Source organism: Streptomyces sp. TM32, from assembly GCF_004122755.1.
In the GTDB taxonomy this organism is placed as follows: Bacteria; Actinomycetota; Actinomycetes; order Streptomycetales; family Streptomycetaceae; genus Streptomyces; species Streptomyces sioyaensis.
In genome coordinates this window covers 1-22,812 of sequence record NZ_SDIG01000063.1, presented here as the reverse complement: position 1 = coordinate 22,812, position 22,812 = coordinate 1, and the positions used below count along the sequence as shown (strand labels likewise).

The 22,812-nt window shown below is 72.5% G+C and carries 22 protein-coding genes and 1 riboswitch; of the genes, 13 read left to right on the top strand and 9 right to left on the bottom strand.

All coding sequences use genetic code 11. The features are described 5' to 3' along the window. Window positions 1-36: 36 nt before the first annotated feature. From EST92_RS16220 to EST92_RS16205, 4 genes are all read right to left on the bottom strand, one after another. Window positions 37-1,635, bottom strand: a complete 1,599-nt coding sequence (locus tag EST92_RS16220; RefSeq protein WP_129281638.1) for a Rieske 2Fe-2S domain-containing protein — start codon at window positions 1,633-1,635, stop codon at window positions 37-39. Window positions 1,636-1,709: 74 nt separating this feature from the next. After that, window positions 1,710-2,861: a UDP-N-acetylglucosamine--N-acetylmuramyl-(pentapeptide) pyrophosphoryl-undecaprenol N-acetylglucosamine transferase gene (locus tag EST92_RS16215; protein ID WP_129281637.1), complete on the bottom strand. Its 1,152-nt coding sequence runs from the start codon at window positions 2,859-2,861 to the stop codon at window positions 1,710-1,712. A gap of 205 nt (window positions 2,862-3,066) precedes the next feature. Then, the gene (locus EST92_RS16210; protein WP_129281636.1) at window positions 3,067-3,723 is read right to left on the bottom strand and encodes a hypothetical protein; all 657 of its coding nucleotides are present in this window, start codon (window positions 3,721-3,723) and stop codon (window positions 3,067-3,069) included. 114 nt (window positions 3,724-3,837) lie between these two features. Then, entirely contained in the window at window positions 3,838-4,527 is a 690-nt protein-coding gene (locus tag EST92_RS16205; protein ID WP_129281635.1) for a TetR/AcrR family transcriptional regulator, read from the bottom strand. A 179-nt stretch (window positions 4,528-4,706) separates the two neighbouring features. Here EST92_RS16205 and EST92_RS16200 point away from each other — a divergent pair, with 179 nt between their 5' ends. From EST92_RS16200 to EST92_RS16190, 3 genes are read left to right on the top strand one after another with little or no spacing between them, the layout of a single operon-like run. After that, window positions 4,707-4,961, top strand: coding sequence for a ferredoxin (locus tag EST92_RS16200; protein ID WP_129281634.1), 255 nt, complete (start codon window positions 4,707-4,709; stop codon window positions 4,959-4,961). Further along, window positions 4,958-6,328 carry an FAD-dependent oxidoreductase gene (locus EST92_RS16195; protein WP_129281633.1) on the top strand — a complete coding sequence of 457 codons (1,371 nt, stop codon included), beginning with the start codon at window positions 4,958-4,960 and terminating at the stop codon, window positions 6,326-6,328. The genes EST92_RS16200 and EST92_RS16195 overlap by 4 nt, the downstream gene beginning before the upstream one ends. An 11-nt stretch (window positions 6,329-6,339) precedes the next feature. Continuing rightward, complete coding sequence (locus tag EST92_RS16190) at window positions 6,340-7,560, top strand: cytochrome P450 (RefSeq protein WP_129281632.1); 1,221 nt, start codon at window positions 6,340-6,342, stop codon at window positions 7,558-7,560. 86 nt (window positions 7,561-7,646) lie between these two features. On the opposite strand, the gene EST92_RS16185 is transcribed toward EST92_RS16190, so the two are convergent. Together EST92_RS16185 and EST92_RS16180 are read right to left on the bottom strand one after the other, a co-directional pair. After that, window positions 7,647-7,880: a ferredoxin gene (locus tag EST92_RS16185; RefSeq protein ID WP_129281631.1), complete on the bottom strand. Its 234-nt coding sequence runs from the start codon at window positions 7,878-7,880 to the stop codon at window positions 7,647-7,649. Beyond that, entirely contained in the window at window positions 7,880-9,331 is a 1,452-nt protein-coding gene (locus EST92_RS16180; RefSeq protein WP_129281630.1) for an aldehyde dehydrogenase, read from the bottom strand. The genes EST92_RS16185 and EST92_RS16180 overlap by 1 nt, the downstream gene beginning before the upstream one ends. A 198-nt stretch (window positions 9,332-9,529) precedes the next feature. On the opposite strand from EST92_RS16180, the gene EST92_RS16175 reads away from it, so the two are divergent. The 6 genes from EST92_RS16175 to EST92_RS16150 all read left to right on the top strand — a co-directional run bounded on the left by EST92_RS16175 (window position 9,530) and on the right by EST92_RS16150 (window position 16,787). Next, entirely contained in the window at window positions 9,530-10,600 is a 1,071-nt protein-coding gene (locus EST92_RS16175; protein WP_129281629.1) for an MBL fold metallo-hydrolase, read from the top strand. Between the two features lie 103 nt (window positions 10,601-10,703). Continuing rightward, a riboswitch (cobalamin riboswitch) is annotated at window positions 10,704-10,859 on the top strand. Window positions 10,860-11,022: 163 nt separating this feature from the next. After that, the gene (locus EST92_RS16170) at window positions 11,023-12,342 is read left to right on the top strand and encodes a prenyltransferase/squalene oxidase repeat-containing protein (RefSeq protein ID WP_129281628.1); all 1,320 of its coding nucleotides are present in this window, start codon (window positions 11,023-11,025) and stop codon (window positions 12,340-12,342) included. Further along, window positions 12,342-13,001, top strand: coding sequence for an SCO2322 family protein (locus EST92_RS16165; RefSeq protein WP_129281627.1), 660 nt, complete (start codon window positions 12,342-12,344; stop codon window positions 12,999-13,001). The genes EST92_RS16170 and EST92_RS16165 overlap by 1 nt, the downstream gene beginning before the upstream one ends. Further along, window positions 12,998-14,158, top strand: a complete 1,161-nt coding sequence (locus tag EST92_RS16160) for a CbiQ family ECF transporter T component (RefSeq protein WP_129281652.1) — start codon at window positions 12,998-13,000, stop codon at window positions 14,156-14,158. The genes EST92_RS16165 and EST92_RS16160 overlap by 4 nt, the downstream gene beginning before the upstream one ends. Continuing rightward, window positions 14,155-15,891, top strand: coding sequence for an ABC transporter ATP-binding protein (locus tag EST92_RS16155; protein WP_129281626.1), 1,737 nt, complete (start codon window positions 14,155-14,157; stop codon window positions 15,889-15,891). Before EST92_RS16160 ends, EST92_RS16155 begins: the two co-directional genes overlap by 4 nt. Continuing rightward, window positions 15,888-16,787 carry an ECF transporter S component gene (locus EST92_RS16150; RefSeq protein WP_254068847.1) on the top strand — a complete coding sequence of 300 codons (900 nt, stop codon included), beginning with the start codon at window positions 15,888-15,890 and terminating at the stop codon, window positions 16,785-16,787. Before EST92_RS16155 ends, EST92_RS16150 begins: the two co-directional genes overlap by 4 nt. Window positions 16,788-16,799: 12 nt before the next feature. Here EST92_RS16150 and EST92_RS16145 read toward each other — a convergent pair whose 3' ends face one another. Beyond that, window positions 16,800-17,969 (bottom strand): steroid 3-ketoacyl-CoA thiolase, encoded by a 1,170-nt coding sequence (locus EST92_RS16145; RefSeq protein ID WP_129249586.1) that lies wholly within the window; start codon window positions 17,967-17,969, stop codon window positions 16,800-16,802. A 248-nt stretch (window positions 17,970-18,217) separates the two neighbouring features. On the opposite strand from EST92_RS16145, the gene EST92_RS16140 reads away from it, so the two are divergent. The 4 genes from EST92_RS16140 (at window position 18,218) to EST92_RS16125 (ending at window position 21,706) form a co-directional block, all read left to right on the top strand. Beyond that, complete coding sequence (locus EST92_RS16140; protein ID WP_129281650.1) at window positions 18,218-19,450, top strand: cytochrome P450; 1,233 nt, start codon at window positions 18,218-18,220, stop codon at window positions 19,448-19,450. 351 nt (window positions 19,451-19,801) lie between these two features. After that, entirely contained in the window at window positions 19,802-20,422 is a 621-nt protein-coding gene (locus EST92_RS16135; protein WP_129281625.1) for a DUF6230 family protein, read from the top strand. After that, the gene (locus EST92_RS16130; RefSeq protein WP_129281624.1) at window positions 20,413-20,832 is read left to right on the top strand and encodes a DUF6114 domain-containing protein; all 420 of its coding nucleotides are present in this window, start codon (window positions 20,413-20,415) and stop codon (window positions 20,830-20,832) included. The genes EST92_RS16135 and EST92_RS16130 overlap by 10 nt, the downstream gene beginning before the upstream one ends. Before the next feature lie 175 nt (window positions 20,833-21,007). Then, window positions 21,008-21,706 carry a hypothetical protein gene (locus tag EST92_RS16125; RefSeq protein ID WP_129281623.1) on the top strand — a complete coding sequence of 233 codons (699 nt, stop codon included), beginning with the start codon at window positions 21,008-21,010 and terminating at the stop codon, window positions 21,704-21,706. Between the two features lie 126 nt (window positions 21,707-21,832). On the opposite strand, the gene EST92_RS16120 is transcribed toward EST92_RS16125, so the two are convergent. Both EST92_RS16120 and EST92_RS16115 read right to left on the bottom strand, forming a co-directional pair. After that, window positions 21,833-22,186, bottom strand: a complete 354-nt coding sequence (locus EST92_RS16120) for a hypothetical protein (RefSeq protein ID WP_129281649.1) — start codon at window positions 22,184-22,186, stop codon at window positions 21,833-21,835. A 164-nt stretch (window positions 22,187-22,350) separates the two neighbouring features. Next, window positions 22,351-22,812: cbb3-type cytochrome c oxidase subunit I (locus EST92_RS16115; RefSeq protein ID WP_174244029.1), on the bottom strand; the 462-nt coding region annotated here is incomplete at its 5' end.

Below are 22,812 nucleotides of genomic sequence, written 5' to 3'. Positions count from 1 at the left end.
TTCTTACGACCAGGGGAAGTTGGCAGGCCCAGGGCGTCACTCGGGGCGGGCTTCCGGGATGACCGGGTGCTGTGCCTGCTCGTCCTCGGGAGTGGCGGGGCGGGCGGCGAGGAAGCGGTCATCGCTGGTGAGGCAGCGGCCGGTGGCGAGCTCGAAGTCCCAGTTGTGCATGGCGCAGGTCAGCACGCCGTTCTTGACGCTGCCGAAACGCGTCAGGTCGGCCTGGAGGTGCGGGCAACGCCGCGGCACGACATATCCGTCCGCGAGCGCATAGTGCCGGTCGGCGTCGGCCTGCGCGTAGTAGTCCTCCACGAACGCCATGTGCTCCGGGGAGAAGGACTTGAAGAACGTGTACACGTAGTCGTTGTACGGACCCTTACGGGAGATCTCCAGACGGCTGGACAGGAACAGCTCGTCCACCCAGTTCGCGCAGCGCCCCCGCACCAATTCCTCCACCAGCGGGCGGCGGACCCGGAAGACGTAGCGCGCTTCCTCGCCCGCGTGCCGGTCCACCCGCCGGTCGAGGAAGTCGAACACGATGTGCTCGTCCGGGCCGCCGTCGACGGCCGCCACCTCCAGCAGAATCCGGCCGTTGACGCCCGCGCAGGTGTGGTCCGCTCCCTTCATCAGCGGCTCCACGTACTCCTTGAGCTGTCCGACCAGATCGCTGCGGTCCTGCGGCAGCGCGCCGGTGATGGCGTCGATGGCGGGCTGCACCTTGCGCTTGTACTCGGCGAGATAGCCGCGCCGGTCGTCGCGTATGCGGGCAACCTCCTCCTCCGGGATCTGCCGCACCCGCGCCGTACCGTCCGGGTGCAGGTCGACCTCGGTGCCGGTGAGGAAGAGGTGGGCCCGGTCGAAGCCCTGCTCCCGCAGGAAATCGAGGAAGGCGAACTGGTCCGGAAAGGGGTTCGCCGGGTCCCGGTCGAGGTCGTTGAGGTGCCACAGCTCGTCGTCGAGGAAACAGGCGGGGCCGGCGAAGGGCAGCACATGCTCCGCGTCGAGCTGCTCGATGTACCGCAGCGCCCGTGCCATGCCGTTGCGCCGCTTGCGGGTTCCGAGGGTCCGCTTCATCCGCGGGGGAAAGGTGTACGCCCCGGGGAACCAGATGGCGCCCGAATATTGCACGAGATGGGCGTGAAACGGCCCGAACTCCTGGATCGGGCCCAGGTCGATGGGCCGCGCATCATTCTGGTTGAAGATACGGACCCGCCCGTCGTCCAGGGCAATACCGGAATCGCCGAGCGGCCCGTCCAGTGGGGAATCCACCGAACTGATCTGCACCCGCAGTCCGGAATCGAGGACCAGCGGCTGGTTGTGCCGGGTCTGCACGAAATTCTTGAACCCCAGGCCCGCCAGCGCATGGTGGAGGTCAGGGACCGGGAATTCGGGCAGCAGGACGGTGATGTCCTTGCGCATGTACCGGCTCAGCCACTGGGGGTCGTAGTGGTCGTGGTGCAGGTGCGAAATGTAGAGGTGGTCCGCCGCGGCCAACCGGGCGGGATCGACTCCGGTGTTGTCCGGGAACGGCACCCAGGAACCGAAGTAGGCCGGGGTGAACCAGGGATCGCACACGATCGATCCGGCGGCCGACTCGATGAACAGGCCGGCATGGCCAATTGAGGTGATACGCATGGCTCTCTTTCCTGAATGCGGGAGGTCCTGACGTCCGGAATGCGGGAGGTGCCTGGAATGCGGGAGGTGCCGGCTCAGGCCGCCTCGGCCACCCCGCCCGCCAAGGCGAGGACCCGCTGGGCGAGCAGGTCCGCTGCCTGCGTGTGGCTGCCCGGGTCGGCCGCGCCGCTCATGGCCGCCAGCTTCTCGGGGTCGGCCAGCAGCGGCTCGATCAAGGAGGCCAGTGAGATCGGACCGACCTGCCGGTCCGGCAGCAGCAGGGCCGCGTCCTGGTCCACCAGGACGCGCGCGTTGTGCGTCTGGTGGTCGCCCGGCGCGTGCGGCAGCGGGACGAGTACGGCGGGCAGCCCCACGCTCGCCAGCTCGGCGACGGTCGCGGAACCGGCCCGGCACACGGCCAGATCGGCCGCCGCGTAGGCCAGATCCATCCGGTCCAGATACGCGACGGCCTCGGCCACCGCGGCACCCCCCTCGGCCTGCAGACGCCGCCGGGCGGCAGGCAGGGCCTCCGGCCCCGTCTTGATCAGCAGGCGCACATCCGTCCGGTGGCGCCAGCGCCAGGCCAGGCCGAGCGCGGCGTCCGTCAGGCGTCGGGCGCCCAGGCTTCCGCCGTTGACCAGGATCAGCCGTTGGCTCGGGCGCAGCCCCGCCCAGGCGCGCGCCTCGTCGTACAGCCGCAGCCGGTTCAGCCGGGTCAGCGAGTCGGACAACGGCATACCGACCACGCCGGCGGTCCGGGCGCGGGACCGCGGAAGCCGGGTGCGGGACTGCTCGAAGGCGAGGGCCACATGCGGTGTGAGGTGAGCCGAGAGGCGGTTGGCCCGGCCCGGCACCGCGTTGGACTCGTGGATCAGGCTGGGCACGCCCGCTCGTCGCGCGCCGAGGATCACCGGGGCGCTGGGGTAGCCACCCATCCCGACCGCCACGTGCGCGCCCTGCTCCCACAGCACCGTGCGCGCTTGGGCCGAGGCACGCAAAAGGTAGGCCGGCAGCAGATATCGGCGCGGGCCCAGCTCGCGTTCGAACGGGATCATCTCCACGGTGTGCAACGCGTATCCCGCCTGCGGAATCAGCTTTCCTTCCAGACCGCGTTCGGTCCCGATGAAATGTATCCGCGCGTCCGGTACGACCCGGCGCAGCGCGTCGGCAAGGGCAAGGCCGGGGTAGATGTGACCGCCGGTTCCTCCGGCGCCGATGACCACCGAGAGTGCTGAGTCCGAATTCATGAGTCATCCCGCTTTCCATGGGTCAGCCCTTGACGCGAAGGGTGAATGGAGAGAGAAGGAGCCACCCGGGATGGTTTTCTCTCCGCAGGAACTCAGGGAATCAGCACAATCCGCCGACCCACGGCGTTGTCATTACTTCATCACACAACGGGAAAACGGCTATCACGTGTGATGCCCTTTTATCGACGAGTACGCCGCAACAGCGTCAGGCGGTTGACCGGGCCGGACTCGTCTGCCCGGTGGCCCGGGTGGCGGGGGTGGTCAGCAGTGTGGTGTGGAGCTTGGGGCCCACGGCGGCCACGGTGACGACCGTGGCGGCGGCGATCAGCAGTTGGGGGTTGGCCAGGTAGGGGTCGAGGAGCGTCTGGGCCAGTAGGGCGGCAGCGACAAGGGTCAGCTTGGCGGGGATCAGGCGAGCCGGCGACAGCTCGGGGCGGGCCGAGGGGTGAATCCCGCGCGCGCGTGCTCGGTACGCGCCGCGGATCTGTAGCGGGGCGGTCAGCAGGACGAGCAGCGGCGGAACGGCGATCGCCATGGCGTCGAGGGCGATGTGCGGGTCCAGCAGGTGAACGAGGAGTGCGCTGGCGGCGACGGCGGTCGCGACGATGAGGACCCGGGCGGCGATCAGGCGGGCGAGTACCCGGCCGGGGTGCGCGGATTCGTGAAACGCGGCGGTGAGCCGGCGGTTGGCCCACAGGAGCGTGGGCGAGAGGGTCAGCATGAGGAAGGTGGTGCGCGCGGCGTGGGCCCAGGCGGGCTCACTGGTCCCTCCTATCCATATGACGGCGAAAACGACGCCGGCCACGGCGTAGCCCCTGCGGATGTTCCGGGTGCTGCTGTACGCCGGAGGGTCTTGGCTCATGAAATTGCTTCCTGGTGAGGGGAGTTGGGGGGCGGCCGAAGGCTTTCTCGCGAGGGCGGCGCCCTTCGAGTGCGCTGCGGTCCGCCCGTCGGCGCGGACCGCAGGGCGGGCTGGTCAGTCCTGGTCGGTGGTGGTCTCGTCGGTGGTGGTGTCGTCGGTGGTGGCGGCAGCGCCCCGGCCGATACCGGTGAACAGCCAGATCAGGGCCTGGCCGAAGAGTTCCTCGGGGACGCTGTCGGGGGCGATGCGGCGCTGCCGGACGAGCCCCGGGAAGAGCGCTGCCACCACGGAGGCCACGGAGGCCGCGCTGACCTCGGGGGGTGCGCCCCGCTCGGCGAGCCAGCTGCCGATCAGGCCCTCCAGTGCCTGGTGCGGCTCGCGCAGTGCGGTGGCCATCGTGTCGAGGACGTGCGGGTTGCGTACCGCGTAGAGCCAGAACTCGGCCTGGAGCGGGGCGAAGTCGGTGTCCTTGTCGGCGGTGTGCACCAGCAGGCGCCCGAGTTCGGCGGCCATCTCCCCGGTGCCCGCCCCGTGCCGCTCCAGGGTGTGGGTGGCTTCGGCGACGCGACCCAGGCCGCGTTCGGCCATCAGCGCGAGGAAGAGGGCCTCCTTGCCACCGAAGTGGGAGTACAGCGCGCCGATGGAGAAACCCGCTGACTCGGCGATCTCCTCCACCGAAGCGCCCGCGAAGCCCTTGTGGGCGAAGACATGGGCCGCCGCGTCCAGCAGCAGGCGCCGGGTGCGGGCCTTGGTCTCCGCGCGGGTCGGTCGCCGCCGTGCGGATTCGTCGATGTCGGTTTTCACGTTGGGGACACTATTCAGATAGCGAGTACTACGTCAACGCTCGGATGGCGTGTACAGTCTGAATAGTGGTTGCTATCTGGATAGTGACCGCGATCGTCGCCCGGACGTGCGGCAGGAGGCCGCGACCGGGTGCCGGAAGAGCCGCCGAACCCGCGCTGACCTGCGAGGAGAGCGAAGAAATGACCACCGATTCCCCGCCGGAGGAGCTCCGGCTCGTGGTGGACCTGAACCGTTGCCAGAGCTACGGGCAGTGCGTCTACGCCGCGCCGACCGTCTTCCGGTTCCACGGCGAGGAGGTGCTGGAGTACGACTACGCCCCCGACCCGGGCCTCCGCCGCGAGGTCGAGCGGGCCGCCGCCGCGTGCCCCGTACAGGCCATCACCCTGGGCAGGGCCACCGAGCCCGCACCCCTGACCACGGAGAGTGCGCAGTGAACGCCCCCGAATCCCCGGAACGCATCGTCGTGGTCGGCGCCTCCCTGGCCGGGCTGCGCGCCGCCGAGGCCCTGCGCGATGAAGGATTCACCGGTGAGCTCACGCTCATCGGCGACGAACCGCATGCGCCCTACGACCGTCCGCCGCTGTCGAAGGCGGTCCTGTCGGGCCGGCTGACCACCGACCACACCCAGCTCCCCCGGGTCCGCGACATCGCCGCCCGCTGGCTGCTCGGCACCTCCGCGACCGGCCTTGACCTGCGTGAACGCCGTGTGGAACTGGCTGATGGGCGGCAGGTGGCGTACGACCGGCTGCTGATCGCCACCGGCACCCGGGCCCGCCCCTGGCCCCAGCAGCAGGGCGGCACCCTGCACGGGGTTCACGTGTTGCGCACCCGCGATGACGCGGACCGGCTGCGCACGGCGCTGGCCGCGGGGCCGGGCCGGGTGCTGGTCATCGGTGCCGGCTTCACCGGTGGCGAGGTCGCCTCGGTCTGCCGCGACCTGGGCCTTGAGGTCACCGTGGTCCACCGTGGCGAGGCCCCGTTGGCGAGCGCGCTGGGCGGTGTCGTCGGCCGCGCCGCGACCGGCTGGTACCGCGACGCCGGGGTGGACCTGCGGCTGCGCACCACGGTCCGGGCCCTGGAGGGGGATGCCCGCGGACGGTTGCGGCGGGCGCTCCTCTCCGACGGCACCGTGGTGGAGGCGGAGGTGGCCCTGGTCGCGGCCGGAGCCATGGCCAACACCGAGTGGCTGGCCGGCTTCGGGCTGGCCGCCGACGCCCACGGCGTGGCGTGCGACCACACCTGCCGGGCACTGGCCGACGACGGGACGCCGACGGCGGACGTCTTCGTCGCCGGTGATGTCGCCCGCTGGCCGCACCCGCTCTACCCCGGTCAGCTCCTGCGCCTGGACCACTGGGACAACGCCGTCGCCCAGGCCCGCACCGCCGCCCACAACATGGTCCGCCCGCCGCGCGACCACCGTGCCCACCGGCCCCTGCCGGCGTTCTGGTCCAACCAGTTCGGCGTCAACCTCAAGTGCCTGGGGCTGCCGCCCCTCGCCGACCAGGTCGTGGTCACCCAGGGCGCACTCGACGAGCAGCGCTTCGTGGCCGCCTACGGCCATCGGGGCCGCCTGATCGCCGCCGTCGCGGCCGACTCCCCCCGCGTGCTGGACGGATACGCCTCGCTCATCGAGGCCGGAGCGCCCTTTCCGCCGCAACTCAACGCCACCGACGGACCGGACCGGCTGCTCCCGCTCGACGCCGGCTTCGCCCAGCGTCCTGCCCCCGCACCGGACCGCCCGACCGTCCCGTCCGTACCGCCCGCACGAGCCATGCCGTCCGTCCCGGCCGGACACGAGTGAGGAGCCCCACCATGACCTCGACCACCCAGCAGCACACCGCCTCGGAGCTGTTCGCCCAGGCCCTCCGCTACGAAAACCGCGCCGACCCCTACCCCTACTTCGCGCAGTTGTGCCGCCGGCCGGTCGTACCCGAGGAGAACGGAACCTGGCTGGTCAGCGGCTACCACGAGATCAGCCAACTGCTCCGTGACCCGCGCGTCAGCGCCGACCGCCTCAGGCAGGAACAGCAGCCGATCCGCAAGAGCCTGCTGATGGAGGACGCGCCCCGGCACGACCAGCTGCGCCACCAGGTCACCGAGCAGTTCGTCCCGCGCATCATGGGCCTGCGCGACCACATCGACGACCTCGTCACCGGGCTCCTGGACGCGCACACCAGTCAGCGGCCAGGACAGCTGGACGTCGTCGGCGACCTGGCCTACCCCCTGCCGGTCACCCTCATCTGCGAACTGCTCGGCGTGCCACGCGAAGACGAGCCCGTCTTCGGCAGCATCGCCCGCCGCCTCACCCGCGGTCTGGATCCCATCGAGACCCAGACCGAGGACGAGCTGCGCGAACTCCAGGAAGCCCGCGATGAGTTGGTCCAGTACCTCGAAGGACTCATCGCGGACCGTCAGGCCGCCCCCGCCGACGACCTGCTCTCCGGCCTGATGTTCGGGCAGGGCTCGGATGCTCCCATGGATCCCATCGACCTCCGCGTCACACTCGCCCTGCTGCTGATCGCCGGCCACGAGACCACCGTCAACCTCATCGCCAACGGCACCCTCGCGCTCCTGCGCCACCCCGACCTCCTGGCACGGCTGCGCGCCGAGCCCGACCTCGTCACCCCGCTCGTGGAGGAAGTGCTGCGCTACGACCCGCCGGTACAGATGTCCGGTCGCAGCACCCTGGCCGACATCGATCTCGCCGGCACCACCATCCCCAAGGGCTCCCGGGTCCGCCTGCTCCTGGCCGCCGGCAACCGCGACCCCCGCCGCTTCTCCGACCCGGACCGGTTCCTGCCCGGCCGCCCCGACAACGCCCACCTCGGCTTCGGGGGCGGCATCCACTACTGCATCGGCGCCACCCTCGCCCGGACCGAAGCGCAGATCGCGCTGACCGCCCTCGCCCGCCGGCTGGCATCCCCCCGCCTGGTCGCCGACCCCCCGCCGTACCGGGAGAACGCCATCCTGCGCGGCCCGGATCGCCTTCTGGTCTCCTTCGACCGCCTCACACCCGAGCCACGCTCCGTCTGATCGCATGGACCGCGAAGCAGTGAGCGGCTGCCCCGCCCCACGGTGCGGGAGGGCAGTCGCTCGGTGCCGTCGCCCCTCGACGGCCCTCACTCCTCCGGTGGGAAGACCGGCTCACCGCTGCCGGCCAGGGTCAGGGTGATCGCCTCCACGGGGCACCCCTCGGCCGCCGCCAGGATGCGCTCGTCGGCGTCCGTCTCCGGCGCCACCGGGTGCGACTGCCGGGCCGTATCCAGCCGGAAGCCCTCCGGCGCCGCGGCGGCGCACATCCCCGAGCCGATGCAGACGCCCCGGTCCACCGCCACCTGCCAGCGGTCCCCCATCAGGCACCCGCCGGCAGATGGATCATCTTGTGCTCCAGATACTCGCCGAAGCCCTCGGGCCCGAACTCCCGCCCGATGCCGGAGTTCTTGTAGCCGCCGAACGGGCCGAGCATGTCGATGCTGAAGGTGTTCACGGAGTACGTACCGGTGCGCACCTGCCGGGCGAGGTCGATGCCGTGGTCGATGTCGGCCGTCCACACCGAGCCGGAGAGCCCGTAGTCGGAGTCGTTGGCGATCCGTACCGCCTCCGCCTCGTCGCCGTACGGCAGCAGGCAGATGACCGGGCCGAAGATCTCCTCGCGGGCGATCCGCATGGAGTTGGTGACCTCGCCGAAGAGGGTCGGCTCGACGTACCAGCCCGTCGGCTGCCCCGCGGGACGGCCGCCGCCGGTCAGGACCTTGGCGCCTTCCTGCTGCCCCAGCGCGATGTAGTCCAGCGAGCGCTGCTGCTGGCGGCGGGCGACCAGCGGGCCGACCTCGGTGGCCGGATCCAGCGGGTCGCCGACGGTCAGCGCGCTCGCCGCCGCGGTGAACCGCTCGGCGATCTCGTCGTAGTGGCTGCGCGGCGCGAGGATCCGGGTCTGGGCCACGCACGCCTGGCCGTTGATCATCCAGGCGAACGGCACGATGCCGGCCACCGCCGCGTCCAGATCGGCGTCCGGCAGGATCACCGCGGCGGACTTGCCGCCCAGCTCCAGCGTGACCCGGCTGAGGTTGCGGGCCGCGACCTCCATGACCCGCTTGCCCGCCGCCACCGAGCCGGTGAACGACACCTTGTCCACGCCCGGGTGCCCCACCAGGTACTCACTCACCTCGCGGTCGGCCGGCAGGATCGACAGCACGCCCGGCGGCAGCCCCGCCTCCAACGCGATCTCCGCGAGGAGGTACGCGTCCAGCGGCGTCTCCGGCGACACCTTCAGCACCACCGAGCACCCGGCCAGCAGGGCCGGCGCGAGCTTGGCCGCGGCGGTGAACTGCGGGACGTTCCACGGCACCACGGCCGCGACCACCCCGGCCGGCTCCCGCCGTACCAGCAGCGGACCCAGCACCCCGGCCCGCCGCTCCTCGAACGGGAAGTCCCGGGCCACCGTGAGCGCGGTGTCCCACACCAGCATCGCGGCCAGCGCCTGCACCATGACGCCGGAGGTGAACGGGGTGCCGTTCTCGGAGCTGATGACCCTGGCGAACTCCTCGCTGCGGGCCGCGAAGGCGTCCTTGATGCGGGTGACCACCGCGATCCGGTCCGCCAGCGGGGCGTTCGCCCACTCCCCGGACGCGAAGGACGTGCGGGCCGCGGCCACCGCCCGGTCGACGTCGGCCCGCGAGGCGTGCGGCACCCGGCCGATGACCCGCTCGGTGTGCGGCGAGACGACCTCGATGGTGTCCCGGCCGGCCGGATCGGCCCACGCCCCGCCCAGGTAGAGCTTTCCGTGCTCGACGAGGTCGCTCATCGCTGCCGCCTCCCGATGGTTCCTGACGCTGCATCAGAATCACTCAGCAGAACTGATATCAGTTCTACCGGGAGGAGTCCACGGCGCCGGCCGAATCCCCAAGGCGCGCACCCAGGGGCGCAGTTCCGGCCGCATTGAAACTCGTTCTAGTTATAGTGATGCGCGTGCCGGCGCACGGCGGACCGAGAGGGGACCGGGATGACGACGCAGGTGACCGACCACCGGGGCGGCGTGTGGAGCATCGCCGTCCCCATCCCGGACAACCCGCTCGGCCACACCCTCGTCCACCTCCTGGAGACCGACCGGGGGCCGGTGCTCATCGACACCGGCTGGGACGACCCGGACTCCTGGGACACCCTCGTCGCCGGCGTCGCCGCCTGCGGTTTCGCTCTCACCGACCTCCACGGCGTACTGATCACCCACCACCACCCCGACCACCACGGCCTCTCCGCCAAGGTGCGGGAGGCCTCCGGCGCCTGGCTCGCGATGCACGCCGCGGACACCGCCGTGGTCCGCCGCACCCGCGGGGCCACGTCGGACCAGTGGCTCGACCACCTCATCGCCAGGCTCGCGGCGGCGGGCGCGCCGGACGGCCATCTGGCGCCGCTGCGCACGGCCCGGGCCACCGGGGGCGGCCGGCGGATGCCCGGCATGCGGGCCGCGCTGCCGGACCGCGAGATCGGCCCCGGCGAGCTGCTCGATCTGCCGGGGCGCCGGCTGCGCGCGATCTGGACACCCGGGCACACCCCGGGCCATGTGTGTCTGCATCTGGAGGAGGAGCACCCCGCCCGGCGGACCCGCGGCTTCGGCCGGCTCTTCTCCGGTGACCACCTCCTGCCGGGCATCACTCCGCACATCGGCCTGTACGAGGACCCGGCCGGGAACTCGGGCGAGGCCGCCGACCCCCTGGGCGACTACCTCGACTCCCTCGAACGCGTCGGCCGGCTCGCCCCCGCCGAGGTGCTGCCCGCGCATCAGCACGCCTTCACCGACGCCGGCGGCCGCGTCCGCACGCTCCTGGCCCACCACGAGGAGCGGCTCGACCGGTTGCGGACGCTGCTGAGCGAACCCCGCACGCCCTGGCAGCTCGCCATGGCCATGGAGTGGAACCGCCCCTGGGAGCAGATCCCTTACGGCTCCCGCACCATCGCCGTCTCGGAGGCCGAGGCACATCTGCGCCGACTGGTGAAACTGGGTCATGCGGAGTGCGTGCCGGGCTCCGGCCCCGTGCAGTATCAGGCGGTGGACGGGGGCGGTGGCCGGGCGTAGGGGATGCGTCGTGGGTATCTGCGGGTTCGTCCTGTGTCCGTGCAGCTCGTACGCGGTGCGTCTCCGGCTCGTACGGGCGAGCGAATGCCGGGCGGGCCGCCGGTTAAGGTGTGCGGGACAACTTCATCCGTGTCCGATCGGGGGAAGCCGGTGGAAATCCGGCGCTGACCCGCAACCGTGAGGACGGCCCGTCCACGCCCCAGGCCGGCGCGGAGCGGCCGTACGAGCCGGAACACCCGAGGGGCACGACCAAGGCTCCCGCCACACCGGCCGTCCGCCCGCGGACGGCCGGTGCGCGGCACCGTCGAGGTATACGGAGCTGAGCCCGGTGCCACCGCGCCCGATCCCCGGATCGGTGCCCGGGTGGGCGGCCGAGCGCGGCTGCGTGGCCGCCGCGACCCGACCCGAGAGGCACCGACCCGATGGCCCCCACGGCTTCCCTGGCCCAGCAGGCCCCCGCGCCGCACTCCGGCGCCCCCTTGGCGCGCCGCGCCGCCACGGCGCTGGCGGCCGCGATGGTGCTGGGCGCGGCAGCCGCCCCTGCCGCGTACGCTGCCGCCCCTGCCGCTACCGCCGGTTCCCCGTCCGCCGCGGCCAAGAAGCTGCCCTCGGGTCTGTACGGCACCAAGGACCCGCAGTACGACGGGGTGTGGCGGCAGTCGCTCGCGCTGCTGGCGCAGCACACGGTGGGGGTGCGCCCGGCGACGTCGGCCGTGCGGTGGCTGGTCGGGCAGCAGTGCGCGGACGGCGCGTTCACCGCCTTCCGAGCCGAGCCGGGCAAGCCCTGTGCCGCCAAGACGATGCGGGACACCAACCAGACAGCCGCCGCGGTGCAGGCGCTGGCCGCGTTGGGCGGGCACGGCGCCAGCGTGGACAAGGCGGTGGGCTGGCTGAAGTCGGTGCAGAACGACGACGGCAGCTGGAGCTCGATGCCCGGCTCGCCCGGCGACGCCAACTCCACCTCCGTGGTCATCGGGGCGCTCGCGGCAGCCGGGCAGAAGCCGGCGTCGGTGACGTCGAAGAAGCACCGGACCCCCTACGACGGGCTGCTCACCTTCCGACTCGGGTGCGCGGGCAAGGAGGACGCGCACGGCGCGTTCACCTTCCAGCTCAAGGGCGCGGCTGCGAACGCCGACGCCACCGCGGCCGCCGCAACCGGCGTGCTCGGCAAGGGCTTTGTCGTCGCGCCCACCGGCCGCCGCGACCGGACCCCGGTCGCGCCGCCGGCCTGCAAGGACGGCAAGGACAAGGCGGGCAGGGTCTCCGCGACGCAGGCCGCGGACGGCGGCGCCGCCTATCTCGTCGCCCAGCTCGACAAGAACGGGCAGCACCTTCTGTCCGCGATGCCGGGCGCCGAGCCGCAGCCCGACGTCGGCAACACCGCGGACGCCGTGGTGGCGCTGGCGGCCGGCGGACACGGCGCCGAGGCCCGACGGCCGCTGGCCTGGCTTCAGAAGAACGCGACGGGCTGGGCGCGGCAGAACGGCCCCGCCGCGTACGCCCAGCTGGTGCTGGCCGCGCACGCCACCGGCAGCGACCCGCGCTCCTTCGGCGGCACCGACCTGGTCACCGCGCTCAACGCCACCGGCCCCGAGCCGGCCGCCGTCCCGGGCAAGCACTCCCAGGCCGCCGCCAAGGACGACGACGGCGGCGGCATGCCGTGGTGGATCATCGGCGTCGGCCTCGCCTTCGGCGCAGGCCTCGGTTTCCTGCTCAGCGGCCGCAAGAGGGGCGGGCACTGATGCGGCGCGCCACCCTCGCCGGCGCCGCGCTGCTGGCCGGCACGGTCACCGGTCTGGCCGCCGGGCCCGCCCAGGCCCAGGAGTACCGCTACTGGTCCGTCTGGGAGGGCAAGGGCAGTTCCTGGACGTACGCCACCGAGGGGCCGGGCACCCTGCGGCCGGCCGACGGTGCGGTCGCCGGGTTCCGCTTCGCCGTCGGCGCCGATTCCGCCGCGGCCGGCAAGCCCCGTACGGCGCCCGGTTTCGACGCGATCTGCCGGGCCACCCCCGCCGAGGAGGGCCGCAAACGGGTCGGCGTCGTCGTCGACTTCGGTACCGCGGCGGACGCGCCCGGCGGCGAGCGGCCACCGGCGTCGCGGACGGCGTGCGCCCAGGTGTCCGAGGACGCCTCGGCGGGCGAGGCGCTGGCGGCGGTCGCCCGGCCGCTGCGCTACGACGCGAGCGCCTTGCTGTGTGCCGTCGCCGGTTACCCGAAGGCGGGGTGCGCGGAGCGGGTGAACGACTCGAAGGGGGCACGGTCCGCGGCGTCGCCGGCCCCGGGCGCGGCGGCGGACGGCGGGGACGACGGCGGGCCGTCCACCGGGCTGTTCGGCGGCATCGCGGTCCTCGTGGTCCTGGGTGCGGCGGCCGGGTGGCAGCTCCGCCGCCGGCGCGGATGAGCGCCCCGCGGGCGACCCGTACCACCGCGCTGCCGGCCGGCGCCTGGTGGCTGTGGGCGCTCGGCCTGGCCACCGCGGCCTCCCGCACCACCGATCCGCTGCTGCTGGGGCTGCTGGTGGGGGTGGCCGGTCATGTCGTGGCGGCCCGCCGTACGGAGGCGCCCTGGGCCCGTTCGTACGGGGCGTTCGTCAAGCTCGGCCTGGTCGTGATCGCAGTCCGGCTGGTCTTCGCCTTCTTCCTGGGGTCGCCGATTCCCGGCACGCACACCCTGGTCACGCTGCCCGAAGTGCCGCTGCCCGACTGGGCGAAGGGAGTCCGGATCGGCGGCCGGGTCACCGCGGAGGGCATGGTCTTCGCCCTGTACGACGGGCTGAAACTGGCCACCCTTCTCATCTGTGTGGGCGCCGCCAATGCGCTCGCCCATCCGGCGCGGCTGCTGAAGTCGCTGCCCGGCGCGCTGTACGAGGTGGGCGTCGCGGTCGTCGTCGCGATGACGTTCGCCCCGAACCTGGTCGCCGACGTCCAGCGGCTGCGCGCCGCCCGCCGGCTGCGCGGCCGCCCCGACCGCGGGTTGCCGGCGCTCCTCCAGGTCGGCATGCCGGTGCTGGAGGGCGCGTTGGAGCGTTCGGTGGCGCTGGCCGCGGCCATGGACGCGCGGGGCTACGGCCGCAGCGCCGACGTGCCGCGGGCCGTACGGCACACCACCTCCGTCCTCACCCTCGGCGGGCTGCTCGGCGTCTGCGCCGGGACGTACGGGCTGCTGGGCGAGGGCGGCGGCTACGGTCTGCCGCTGCTGCTGGCCGGACTGGCGGCGGCGCTGGGCGGGCTGTGGCTCGGCGGCCGGCGGTCGGTGCGCAGCCGCTACCGGCCCGAGCGGTGGGGCGTGCGCGCCTGGCTGGTCGCGGGCTCCGGCATCGCCGTCGCCACCCTGATGATCTGGGCCAACTCCTACGCGCCCACCGCCCTCCACCCACCCGCCGTCCCGCTCACCGCCCCTGTCCTCCCCCTCTGGCCGGCCGTCTCCGTGCTCGTGGGACTGCTGCCCGCGTCCGTCGCCCCGCTCCCGCCGGGCGGGGACCGGGCGGACCGCACCGCGTCCCGGGGCCGTGGCCGTGCCGTCGATGTCGATCCGCGTGCGAAGGAGCCCACCCCGTGATCCGGTTCGAGCAGGTCTCGGTCACCTACGGCGACGCCACGGCGCCGGCCGTCCAGGGCATCGACCTGACCGTCCCCGAGGGCGAACTGTGCCTGCTGGTCGGGCCCTCCGGCGTCGGCAAGTCCACCGTCCTGAACGCCGTCTGCGGTCTCGTCCCGCACTTCACCGGCGGCACCCTGCGCGGCCGGGTCACCGTCGACGGCCGGGACACCCGCACCCACAAGCCGCGCGAACTGGCCGATGTCGTCGGCACCGTGGGCCAGGACCCACTGGCGCACTTCGTCACCGACACCGTGGAGGACGAGCTCGCCTACGGCATGGAGTCGCTCGGCCTCGCCCCCGACGTGATGCGCCGGCGCGTCGAGGAGACCCTGGACCTGCTGAGCCTGGCCGAGCTGCGCGACCGCGCCCTGGCCACGCTCTCCGGCGGACAGCGGCAGCGGGTGGCGATCGGGTCGGTCCTGACCCCCCACCCCAAGGTCCTGGTCCTCGACGAGCCGACCTCGGCGCTCGACCCGGCCGCCGCCGAAGACGTGCTCTCCGTGCTCCAGCGCCTGGTGCACGACCTGGGCACCACGGTCCTGCTGGCCGAACACCGCCTGGAGCGCGTCGTCCAGTACGCCGACCAGGTCATCCTGCTCCCCTCCCCCGGCGCGGCCCCGGTCATGGGCGCCCCCGCCGACGTCATGGCCGTCTCCCCCGTCCACCCTCCGGTGGTGGCCCTCGGCCGCCTCGCGCACTGGTCCCCGCTGCCGCTGTCGGTACGCGACGCCCGCCGGAAGGCCGCCGCCCTGCGCACGCGGCTGACGGGGGTGACGCCGCCGGCGCCGGGAGCGGGGCGGGGAGTCGGCGGGCCGGGCACCGGGCCGGGAGCGGGGCAGGCAGTTGGCGGGACGGGCACCGGGCCGGGAGACACAGGGTCGGGAGCGGCATCCTCCGTCCTGGCGCCCCGGGCCGACGCCGTCCCGGACGGGATCGCCGCGGCGGTGTCCGGGCTGGGCGTCCGGCGGGGGCGGACCGAGGTGCTGCACGGGGTGGAGCTGACCGTGCGGCGCGGCGAGACCCTTGCCCTGATGGGCCGTAACGGGGCGGGGAAGTCGACCCTGCTGTCCACCCTGGTCGGGATGCACCCGCCGGCCGCCGGCTCGGTGCGGGTCGGTGGCGTCACCCCGCACCGCACCGGCCCCCGCGCCCTCCTGCGGCACGTCGGCCTGGTCCCCCAGGAACCCCGTGACCTGCTCTACGCGGACACCGTCGCCGCCGAGTGCACCGCGGCCGACCAGGACGCGGGCGCCCCGCCCGGCAGCTGCCGCGCCCAGGTCGCCCGGCTGCTGCCCGATGTCCCCGACTCCGTCCACCCCCGCGATCTGTCCGAGGGCCAGCGCCTGGCCCTCGCCCTCGCGGTCGTGCTGACCGCCCGTCCGCCGCTGCTCCTGCTCGACGAGCCCACCCGCGGACTGGATTACGCCGCCAAGGCCCGGCTGATCGAGGTGCTGCGCGCCCTGGCCGCCGAGGGCCACGCCATCATCCTGGCCACCCACGACGTGGAGCTGGCCGCCGAACTCGCCCACCGGGTCGTCATCCTGGCCGACGGCGAGATCGTCGCCGACGGCCCCACCGACGAGGTCGTGGTCTCCTCGCCGTCGTTCGCGCCGCAGGTCGCCAAGGTCCTCGCGCCGCTGCCCTGGCTGACCGTGCCGCAGGTGGCCGACGCCCTGGAGGCCACCGCATGACCGCGCCCGTGCACCGCACCGAGGGCGCCGGACCGCGCCCCGGCGCCGCGGCCGGTCCAAGCACCGGGCGCCGGGCGCGGGCCATCCGGCTCGGGCCCCGCTCCGTCGCCGCGCTGTGCCTGATCTCGGTCATCGGGGTGCTGGCCTTCGGGTGGCCGCTGCTCGCCGATTCCGCCTCCGGTCTCGCCCATTCCCGGGACGCGCCCTGGCTGTTCGCCGCGCTGCTGCCGATGCTGCTCGCCGTCGTCGTGGCGACCGTCGCCGACACCGGCCTGGACGCGAAGGCCATCGCCATGCTCGGCGTACTGGCCGCGGCCGGGGCCGCGATGCGGCCGCTCGGCGCGGGAACGGCCGGCATCGAGCCGATGTTCTTCCTGATGGTGCTGGCGGGGCGGGTGCTCGGGCCGGGCTTCGGGTTCGTGCTGGGATCCGTGGCGATGTTCGCGTCGGCCCTGCTGACCGGTGGTGTCGGGCCCTGGATGCCGTTCCAGATGCTGACGATGGGATGGGTGTCGATGGGGGCCGGTCTGCTGCCCGGGCCCGACCGGCTGCGCGGCCGCCGGGAACTGGCCCTGCTCGCCGCGTACGGAGCCGTCTCCGCCGTCCTCTACGGCCTGGTCATGAACCTCCAGGGCTGGCCCTACATCGGCGGCATGGCCTCGGGGGTCTCCTTCGTCCCCGGCGATCCGCTCGGCCAGAACCTCACCCGCTTCCTCGCCTACTGCCTCGCCACCTCCCTCGGCTGGGACCTGCCCCGGGCGCTGGTGACGGTGGTCCTCACCTTCGCGCTGGGCGGCACCGTGCTGACGGCGCTGCGCCGCGCCACCCGCCGCGCCGCCTTCGACGCCCCCGTCTCCTTCACGCCCGGCCCGCCCCCGGGAGCCGGCTCGTCGTGAGCCGGGCAGCCCCTACAGCCGCTGGATGATCGTCCCCGTCGCCAGCGCGCCGCCGGCACACATGGTGATCAGGGCGAACTCCTTGTCCCGGCGTTCGAGTTCGTGCAGCGCGGTGGTCACCAGCCGGGCGCCGGTGGCGCCGACCGGGTGACCCAGGGCGATGGCGCCGCCGTTCACGTTCACCTTCTCCAGGTCCTGGTCGAAGGTCTGCGCCCAGGAGAGCACCACGGAGGCGAAGGCCTCGTTGATCTCGACGAGGTCGATGTCCCGCAGCGACATCCCGGCCTTGCCGAGCACCGCGCGGGTGGCGTCGATGGGCCCGTCCAGATGGAAGTGCGGATCGGAACCGACCAGTGCCTGCGCCACGATCCGGGCGCGCGGTTTGAGCTTGAGGGCGCGGGCCATCCGCTTGGAGGCCCACATCACCGCGGCGGCGCCGTCGGAGATCTGCGAGGAGTTGCCCGCGGTGTGGACCGCGGTCGGCATCACGGGCTTGAGGCCGGCCAGCGCCTCCATGCTGGTGTCGCGCAGCCCCTCGTCCCGGTCGACCAGCCGCCACATGCCCTGGCCCGCGGCCTGCTCGTCCTCGGTGGTGGGCACCTGGACGGCGAAGGTCTCCCGTTTGAAGCGCTCCTCGGCCCAGGCGGCGGCCGCCCGCTCCTGTGAGATCAGCCCGAGCGAGTCGACGTTCTCGCGGGTCAGCCCGCGGTGGCGGGCGATGCGCTCGGCCGCCTCGAACTGGTTGGGCAGATCGACGTTCCACTCGTCCGGCCAGGGCTTTCCGGGGCCGTGCTTGGAGGCGCTGCCGAGCGGCACCCGGGACATCGCCTCGACACCGCAGCCGATGCCGACGTCGATGACGCCGCTCGCGATCATGTTGGCGACCATGTGGTTAGCTTGCTGGGAGGATCCGCACTGGCAGTCCACGGTGGTCGCGGCGGTCTCGTACGGAAGGCCCATCGCCAGCCAGGCGTTGCGGGCCGGGTTCATGGACTGTTCACCGGCGTGGGTGACGGTGCCGCTGACGATCTGTTCGATGCAGTCGGGCTGGATGCCCGTACGGGAGAGGAGTTCGCGGTAGGTCTCGCCCAGGAGGTAGGCGGGGTGAAGGTTGGCGAGCGCGCCCTGGCGCCTGCCGATCGGGGTGCGTACTGCTTCGACGATGACGGGTTCCGCGGCCATGACTGACTCGTCCTCTCCTCGCGTCCGCGGGTCCCGGCACCCACGGAAGAAGAACTAGTACGCGTTCTAGTTCTGCAAACAGTCTCATGAGCCGCCCTCCGGGGCGCAAGGGGCATGCAACACCCTTGTCCACAAAGGGAGTCGCCGCGGCCCTTGCCACTTGCGGAACTCGTCACTACCTTCACCGCGATCCATACCTGATGAACCGTCAGAACTTTTGGATGGACCAGATGGACCAGGAGTCGCCGATGCCATGCCCCGCGTTGCCCGACGGGTTCGACTTCACCGACCCCGACGTCTATCAGTCCCGCGTCCCGCTCCCCGAGTTCGCGCTACTGCGGCAGACCGCTCCGGTGTGGTGGAACGCCCAGCCGCACGGCATTGCCGGCTTCGGCGACGACGGCTACTGGGTCGTCACGCGCCACCAGGACGTCAAGGAGGTGTCCACCAAGCCGGACATCTTCTCCGCCAGCCGCAACACCTCGATCATCCGGTTCAACGCGTCCATGACCCGTGAGCAGATCGACGTACAGAAACTCATCATGCTGAACATGGACCCGCCCGAGCACACCCGGGTCCGGCAGATCGTGCAGCGCGGCTTCACCCCGCGCGCCATCCGCGGCCTGGAGGACGCGCTGCGCCGCCGGGCGGTGCACATCGTCGACGAGGCGCGCCGCAACGGCACCGGGGACTTCGTCACCGACATCGCCTGCGAACTCCCCCTCCAGGCCATCGCGGAACTGATCGGCATCCCCCAGGACGACCGGGCCCGGATCTTCGACTGGTCGAACAAGATGGTCGCGTACGACGATCCCGAGCTGGCGATCACCGAAGAGGTCGGCAGCAACGCGGCCATGGAGCTGATCTCGTACGCGATGAACCTCGCCGCGGCGCGCAAGGAGTGTCCGGCCGAGGACATCGTCAGCCGGCTGGTGGCGGCGGAGCACGAGGGGAACCTCGGCTCCGACGAGTTCGGGTTCTTCGTGCTGCTGCTGGCGGTGGCCGGCAACGAGACCACCCGCAACGCCATCACCCACGGCATGCACGCCTTCCTCACCCACCCCGACCAGTGGGAACTCTTCAAGCGCGAGCGCCCGGCGACCGCGGCCGAGGAGATCGTGCGGTGGGCGACGCCGGTGGTCTCCTTCCAGCGCACCGCCACCCAGGACACCGAACTGGGCGGTGCGAAGATCAAGGAAGGGCAGCGGGTGGGGATCTTCTACTCCTCCGCCAACAACGATCCGGAGGTCTTCACCGACCCCGAGGTCTTCGACATCACCCGCGACCCCAACCCCCATCTGGGATTCGGCGGCGGCGGCCCGCACTTCTGCCTCGGCAAGTCCCTCGCGGTGCTGGAGATCAACCTGATCTTCCAGGCCCTCGCGGACGCCCTGCCCGACATCTCCCTGGCGGGCGACCCACGCCGACTGCGCTCGGCCTGGCTCAACGGCGTCAAGGAACTCCGGGTTCATTACGGCTGACCGAGGAGGGGCGGGCCGCCGGGCACGGAGAAGGGGGGCGGGGGCCCGGAAAGCCGGACGAGCGGTATGTCCGAAACCGGTTCCTTCCGCAAGCTTGTCAGTTGTCATGCTCAGACTTACATTCAACTCGCGGGTAACACTTGGCAGTTCGGCATCTTCGCGCACAGCTCCGCAGCGCCGGTACCCGAACCGCACGTTCTTCCCCACCTCCGCACACGCCGGCCCCCGCGCGTCGCCACACCCGCGCCGCACGCCGACGCGCCCGCACTGCACGCCCCACCACGCCCCACCACGCACCTGCACCCCCCACCGTTCGACAGCGCGCTCGCTCTTCGAAGGGGACACACCGATATGAAGGACGCACACGGCAGACCCGTCACGGGACGCATCAGATGGCGCAGGTTCGCCGCGCTGTCCGTCCCGGCCCTCGTCGGCACGGCCGCCCTGGGCATTGCCCTGGCCAACGGGGCACTGGCGGCGTCGTTCGCCGTCTCGGGACAGCAGTTCAAGGTTTCCGCCGACAGCCTCACGGGCGACGGCTTCGCCCAGTACGGCAGCGTGGACACGAACGCCAGGGGAGACCTCCTGCCGGTCGCCGTCACGGCCATCAAGACCGCCCGGATGAACCATCTGTGCCAGTCGGTCGTCACCCACCTGCCCGTCATCGGCGACATCTCGCTCAACCTCAGCGCCGGTACGGGCGGCAGGCCCGTCGAGGCGACCAATCTCTTCGTGGACGCCACCCAGCTCTCCGGCAACGCGTCCTTCCACGGCATCGAGATCGGCCGGGACGCCTCCACCCTCGACAAGGGACCGGACAGCGCCCAGGGCATGCAGGACCTCTTCGCCCAGCAGGCCGACGACGTCAACATCAGCAACCTGCGGCAGACGGCCTGGGCCACCAACGCGGGGACCTTCAAGCTGTCCGGCCTGAACATGAAGATTTCCAAGGGCTCCAAGGAATGCTTCTGACCTGGCGGCGCTGGCGGAGGGCACGGCCCTTCTGGGGCGGTCTGGCGGCCGTCCTCGCCGGCGCCGAGCTCTGCGCCATCCCCCTCGCGCCGCTGAAGATCATGCTGCAACAGGGCATCGCCGGCATCCCGTCCGTGCTGATGGGGCTGGTGATGATCGTGATGGGGCTCTCGGCGTGGTTCGCCCCGCACTACCGGGGCCTCGCGGGGGTGCTCACCGTGCTGTGTGCGGCGGCCGCGCTGGTGATGTCCAACCTCGGCGGCTTTCTGCTCGGCACCGTCCTCGGGATTCTCGGCGGCTCGATGATGTTCGCCTGGCAGCCGGCCGCACCGGTGGAACCCGGCGCCGCCGCGACGCCCGAGGCCGGTGCCGAACCGGGTGACGGCGCGCCCGCGCCCAGCGGCCCGTAGGCCCCCATAACCCGCAGCCCGCATCCGTCCACCCGGCCACCGGCCAGCCACCCCGCCGCGCCCGTACCCCTACCCGTACCCCCCAGCGCCGTCGTCCGCGTACGGGACCGGACCGCTGCCCGCACCGCGGACCGACCGCCCCTGTGGCACCCACCCCCCTTGAAGGAGACCCACGATGACGATGACGCACCCCGCCCGCCGTACGCAGCGCAGCCGCGCGTTCCGTTCCGCCGGCACCGGGATCGTCGCGGCGCTCGCCCTGCCGCTCGCCGTGCCGGGTTCCGCGGCGGCCCTGCCCGCCCCGTCGGCACCCCTCGCCGCGGCCGCCACGACCGTGAGTCCGGCAGGTCACGGCTTCACCGCCACGCTCAGCGGCAAGGCCACCTTCAAGGCCGGTGCGGTGACGGTGACCTGTACGACCTCGACCTCCAGCGGGCAGGTCCCGGCCGCGCCCGGCAACCACAACCCGGCCGGGCCGGTGAGCAGTTCGACCACCCCGGCGACCTACGGTTCCTGCTCGACGAGCCTGCCGGGCGTGAGCGCGAGCGTCACCACGACCGGCACCTGGGGCGTCGCCATGCAGAACGGGGCGCCGGTGACCGCCGGCCTGACCATCCCCACCGGCGGATTCGTCCTCAAGACCAGCGGGCTGGCGTCCTGCACGGTCACCGCGGCCCCCACCGCACCCGCCACGGTGGACGGCACCTGGACCAACGGCGCACCGTCCACGCTCACCTTCACGAACGCCGCGGTACCGGTGAAGGTGGTGGGCGGCTTCGGCTGCCCGACCACCGCGACCAGCTCGACGTTCAACGCCACCTACAAGGTCGCCGACACCACCGATCCCGCCTCCCAGATCACGGTCACCGGCTGAGCGGCGCTCGGGTGCACCGGCCGACCGGCCGACCGGCCGACCGGCCGACCGGCTGACCGGCCAGGGGTGACGGCCGCGCCCCGTCCGGCGTGGGCGTCACCCCAACGCGCCGCGTGGGCGTCACCCTCACCGCACGGCCGTGCCGACGACCGCCACCGCCACCAGCGCCGCGACGGCGACCGTGCCGCCGAGGAACACGGTGATCAGCCGTCGCCGCAGGGCCCGGTAGACGCCTTCGTACTCGGTCCGCAGGGTGGCGCTGCGGACCGCGATGCGCTCCAGATACGCCCACGTGGCATCGCGCTGGTCGCGGCAGTAGTGCAGCTCCACTTCCCGCCGCTGACTGTCGGTGAGCCAGGGCAGGCCCGCGCAGAAGGCCTCCGCGCGGATACGTGCCCGGTCCTTCTCGGCCTCCCAGAGGAGAAAGCCCTCGATCTCGTTGATGGCCCGGTCCATCGCCGTGCCGTCGGCCCCCGGCATTTCCCCTGCGTACGGCAGACCACCGGGCAGACCGCCCCCTTCGGACATTCCCCGGCCCATTTCCCTGCCCTCCCCCTTCCGCCGTCCTCTGCCCGTTTCCCTGCCCTCGCCCCTCCGCCTTCCTCCGCCCCTCCGGCTTCCTTCGCCCATCTGCGTTCCCTCGTTCATCGGCGTGCCCCGATTCCGGTGGCAGGCGTGTCCCCGGCGTCCGCCAAGGCCTCGATATCGCGTGCGATCTCCGGGTGGTGCAGATCGAAGGCCGGGGATTCGGAGCGAATACGCGGCAGCGTACGGAAGTTGTGCCGCGGCGGCGGGCAGGACGTCGCCCATTCCAGCGAACGGCCGTACCCCCAGGGATCGTCGGAGTCGACCTGCGCGCCGTACTTCGCGGTCTTCCACACGTTGTAGAGAAAGGGCAGGAGGGAGAGCCCGAGAAGGAAGGAGAAGATGCTGGAGACGGTGTTCAGGGTGGTGAATCCGTCGGCCGCGAGGTAGTCCGGGATACGCCGCAGCATGCCCTCGGCGCCCAGCCAGTGCTGGACGAGGAACGTGCCGTGGAAGCCCACGAACAGCGTCCAGAAGGTGATCTTCCCGAGCCGCTCGTCCAGCATCTTGCCGGTCATCTT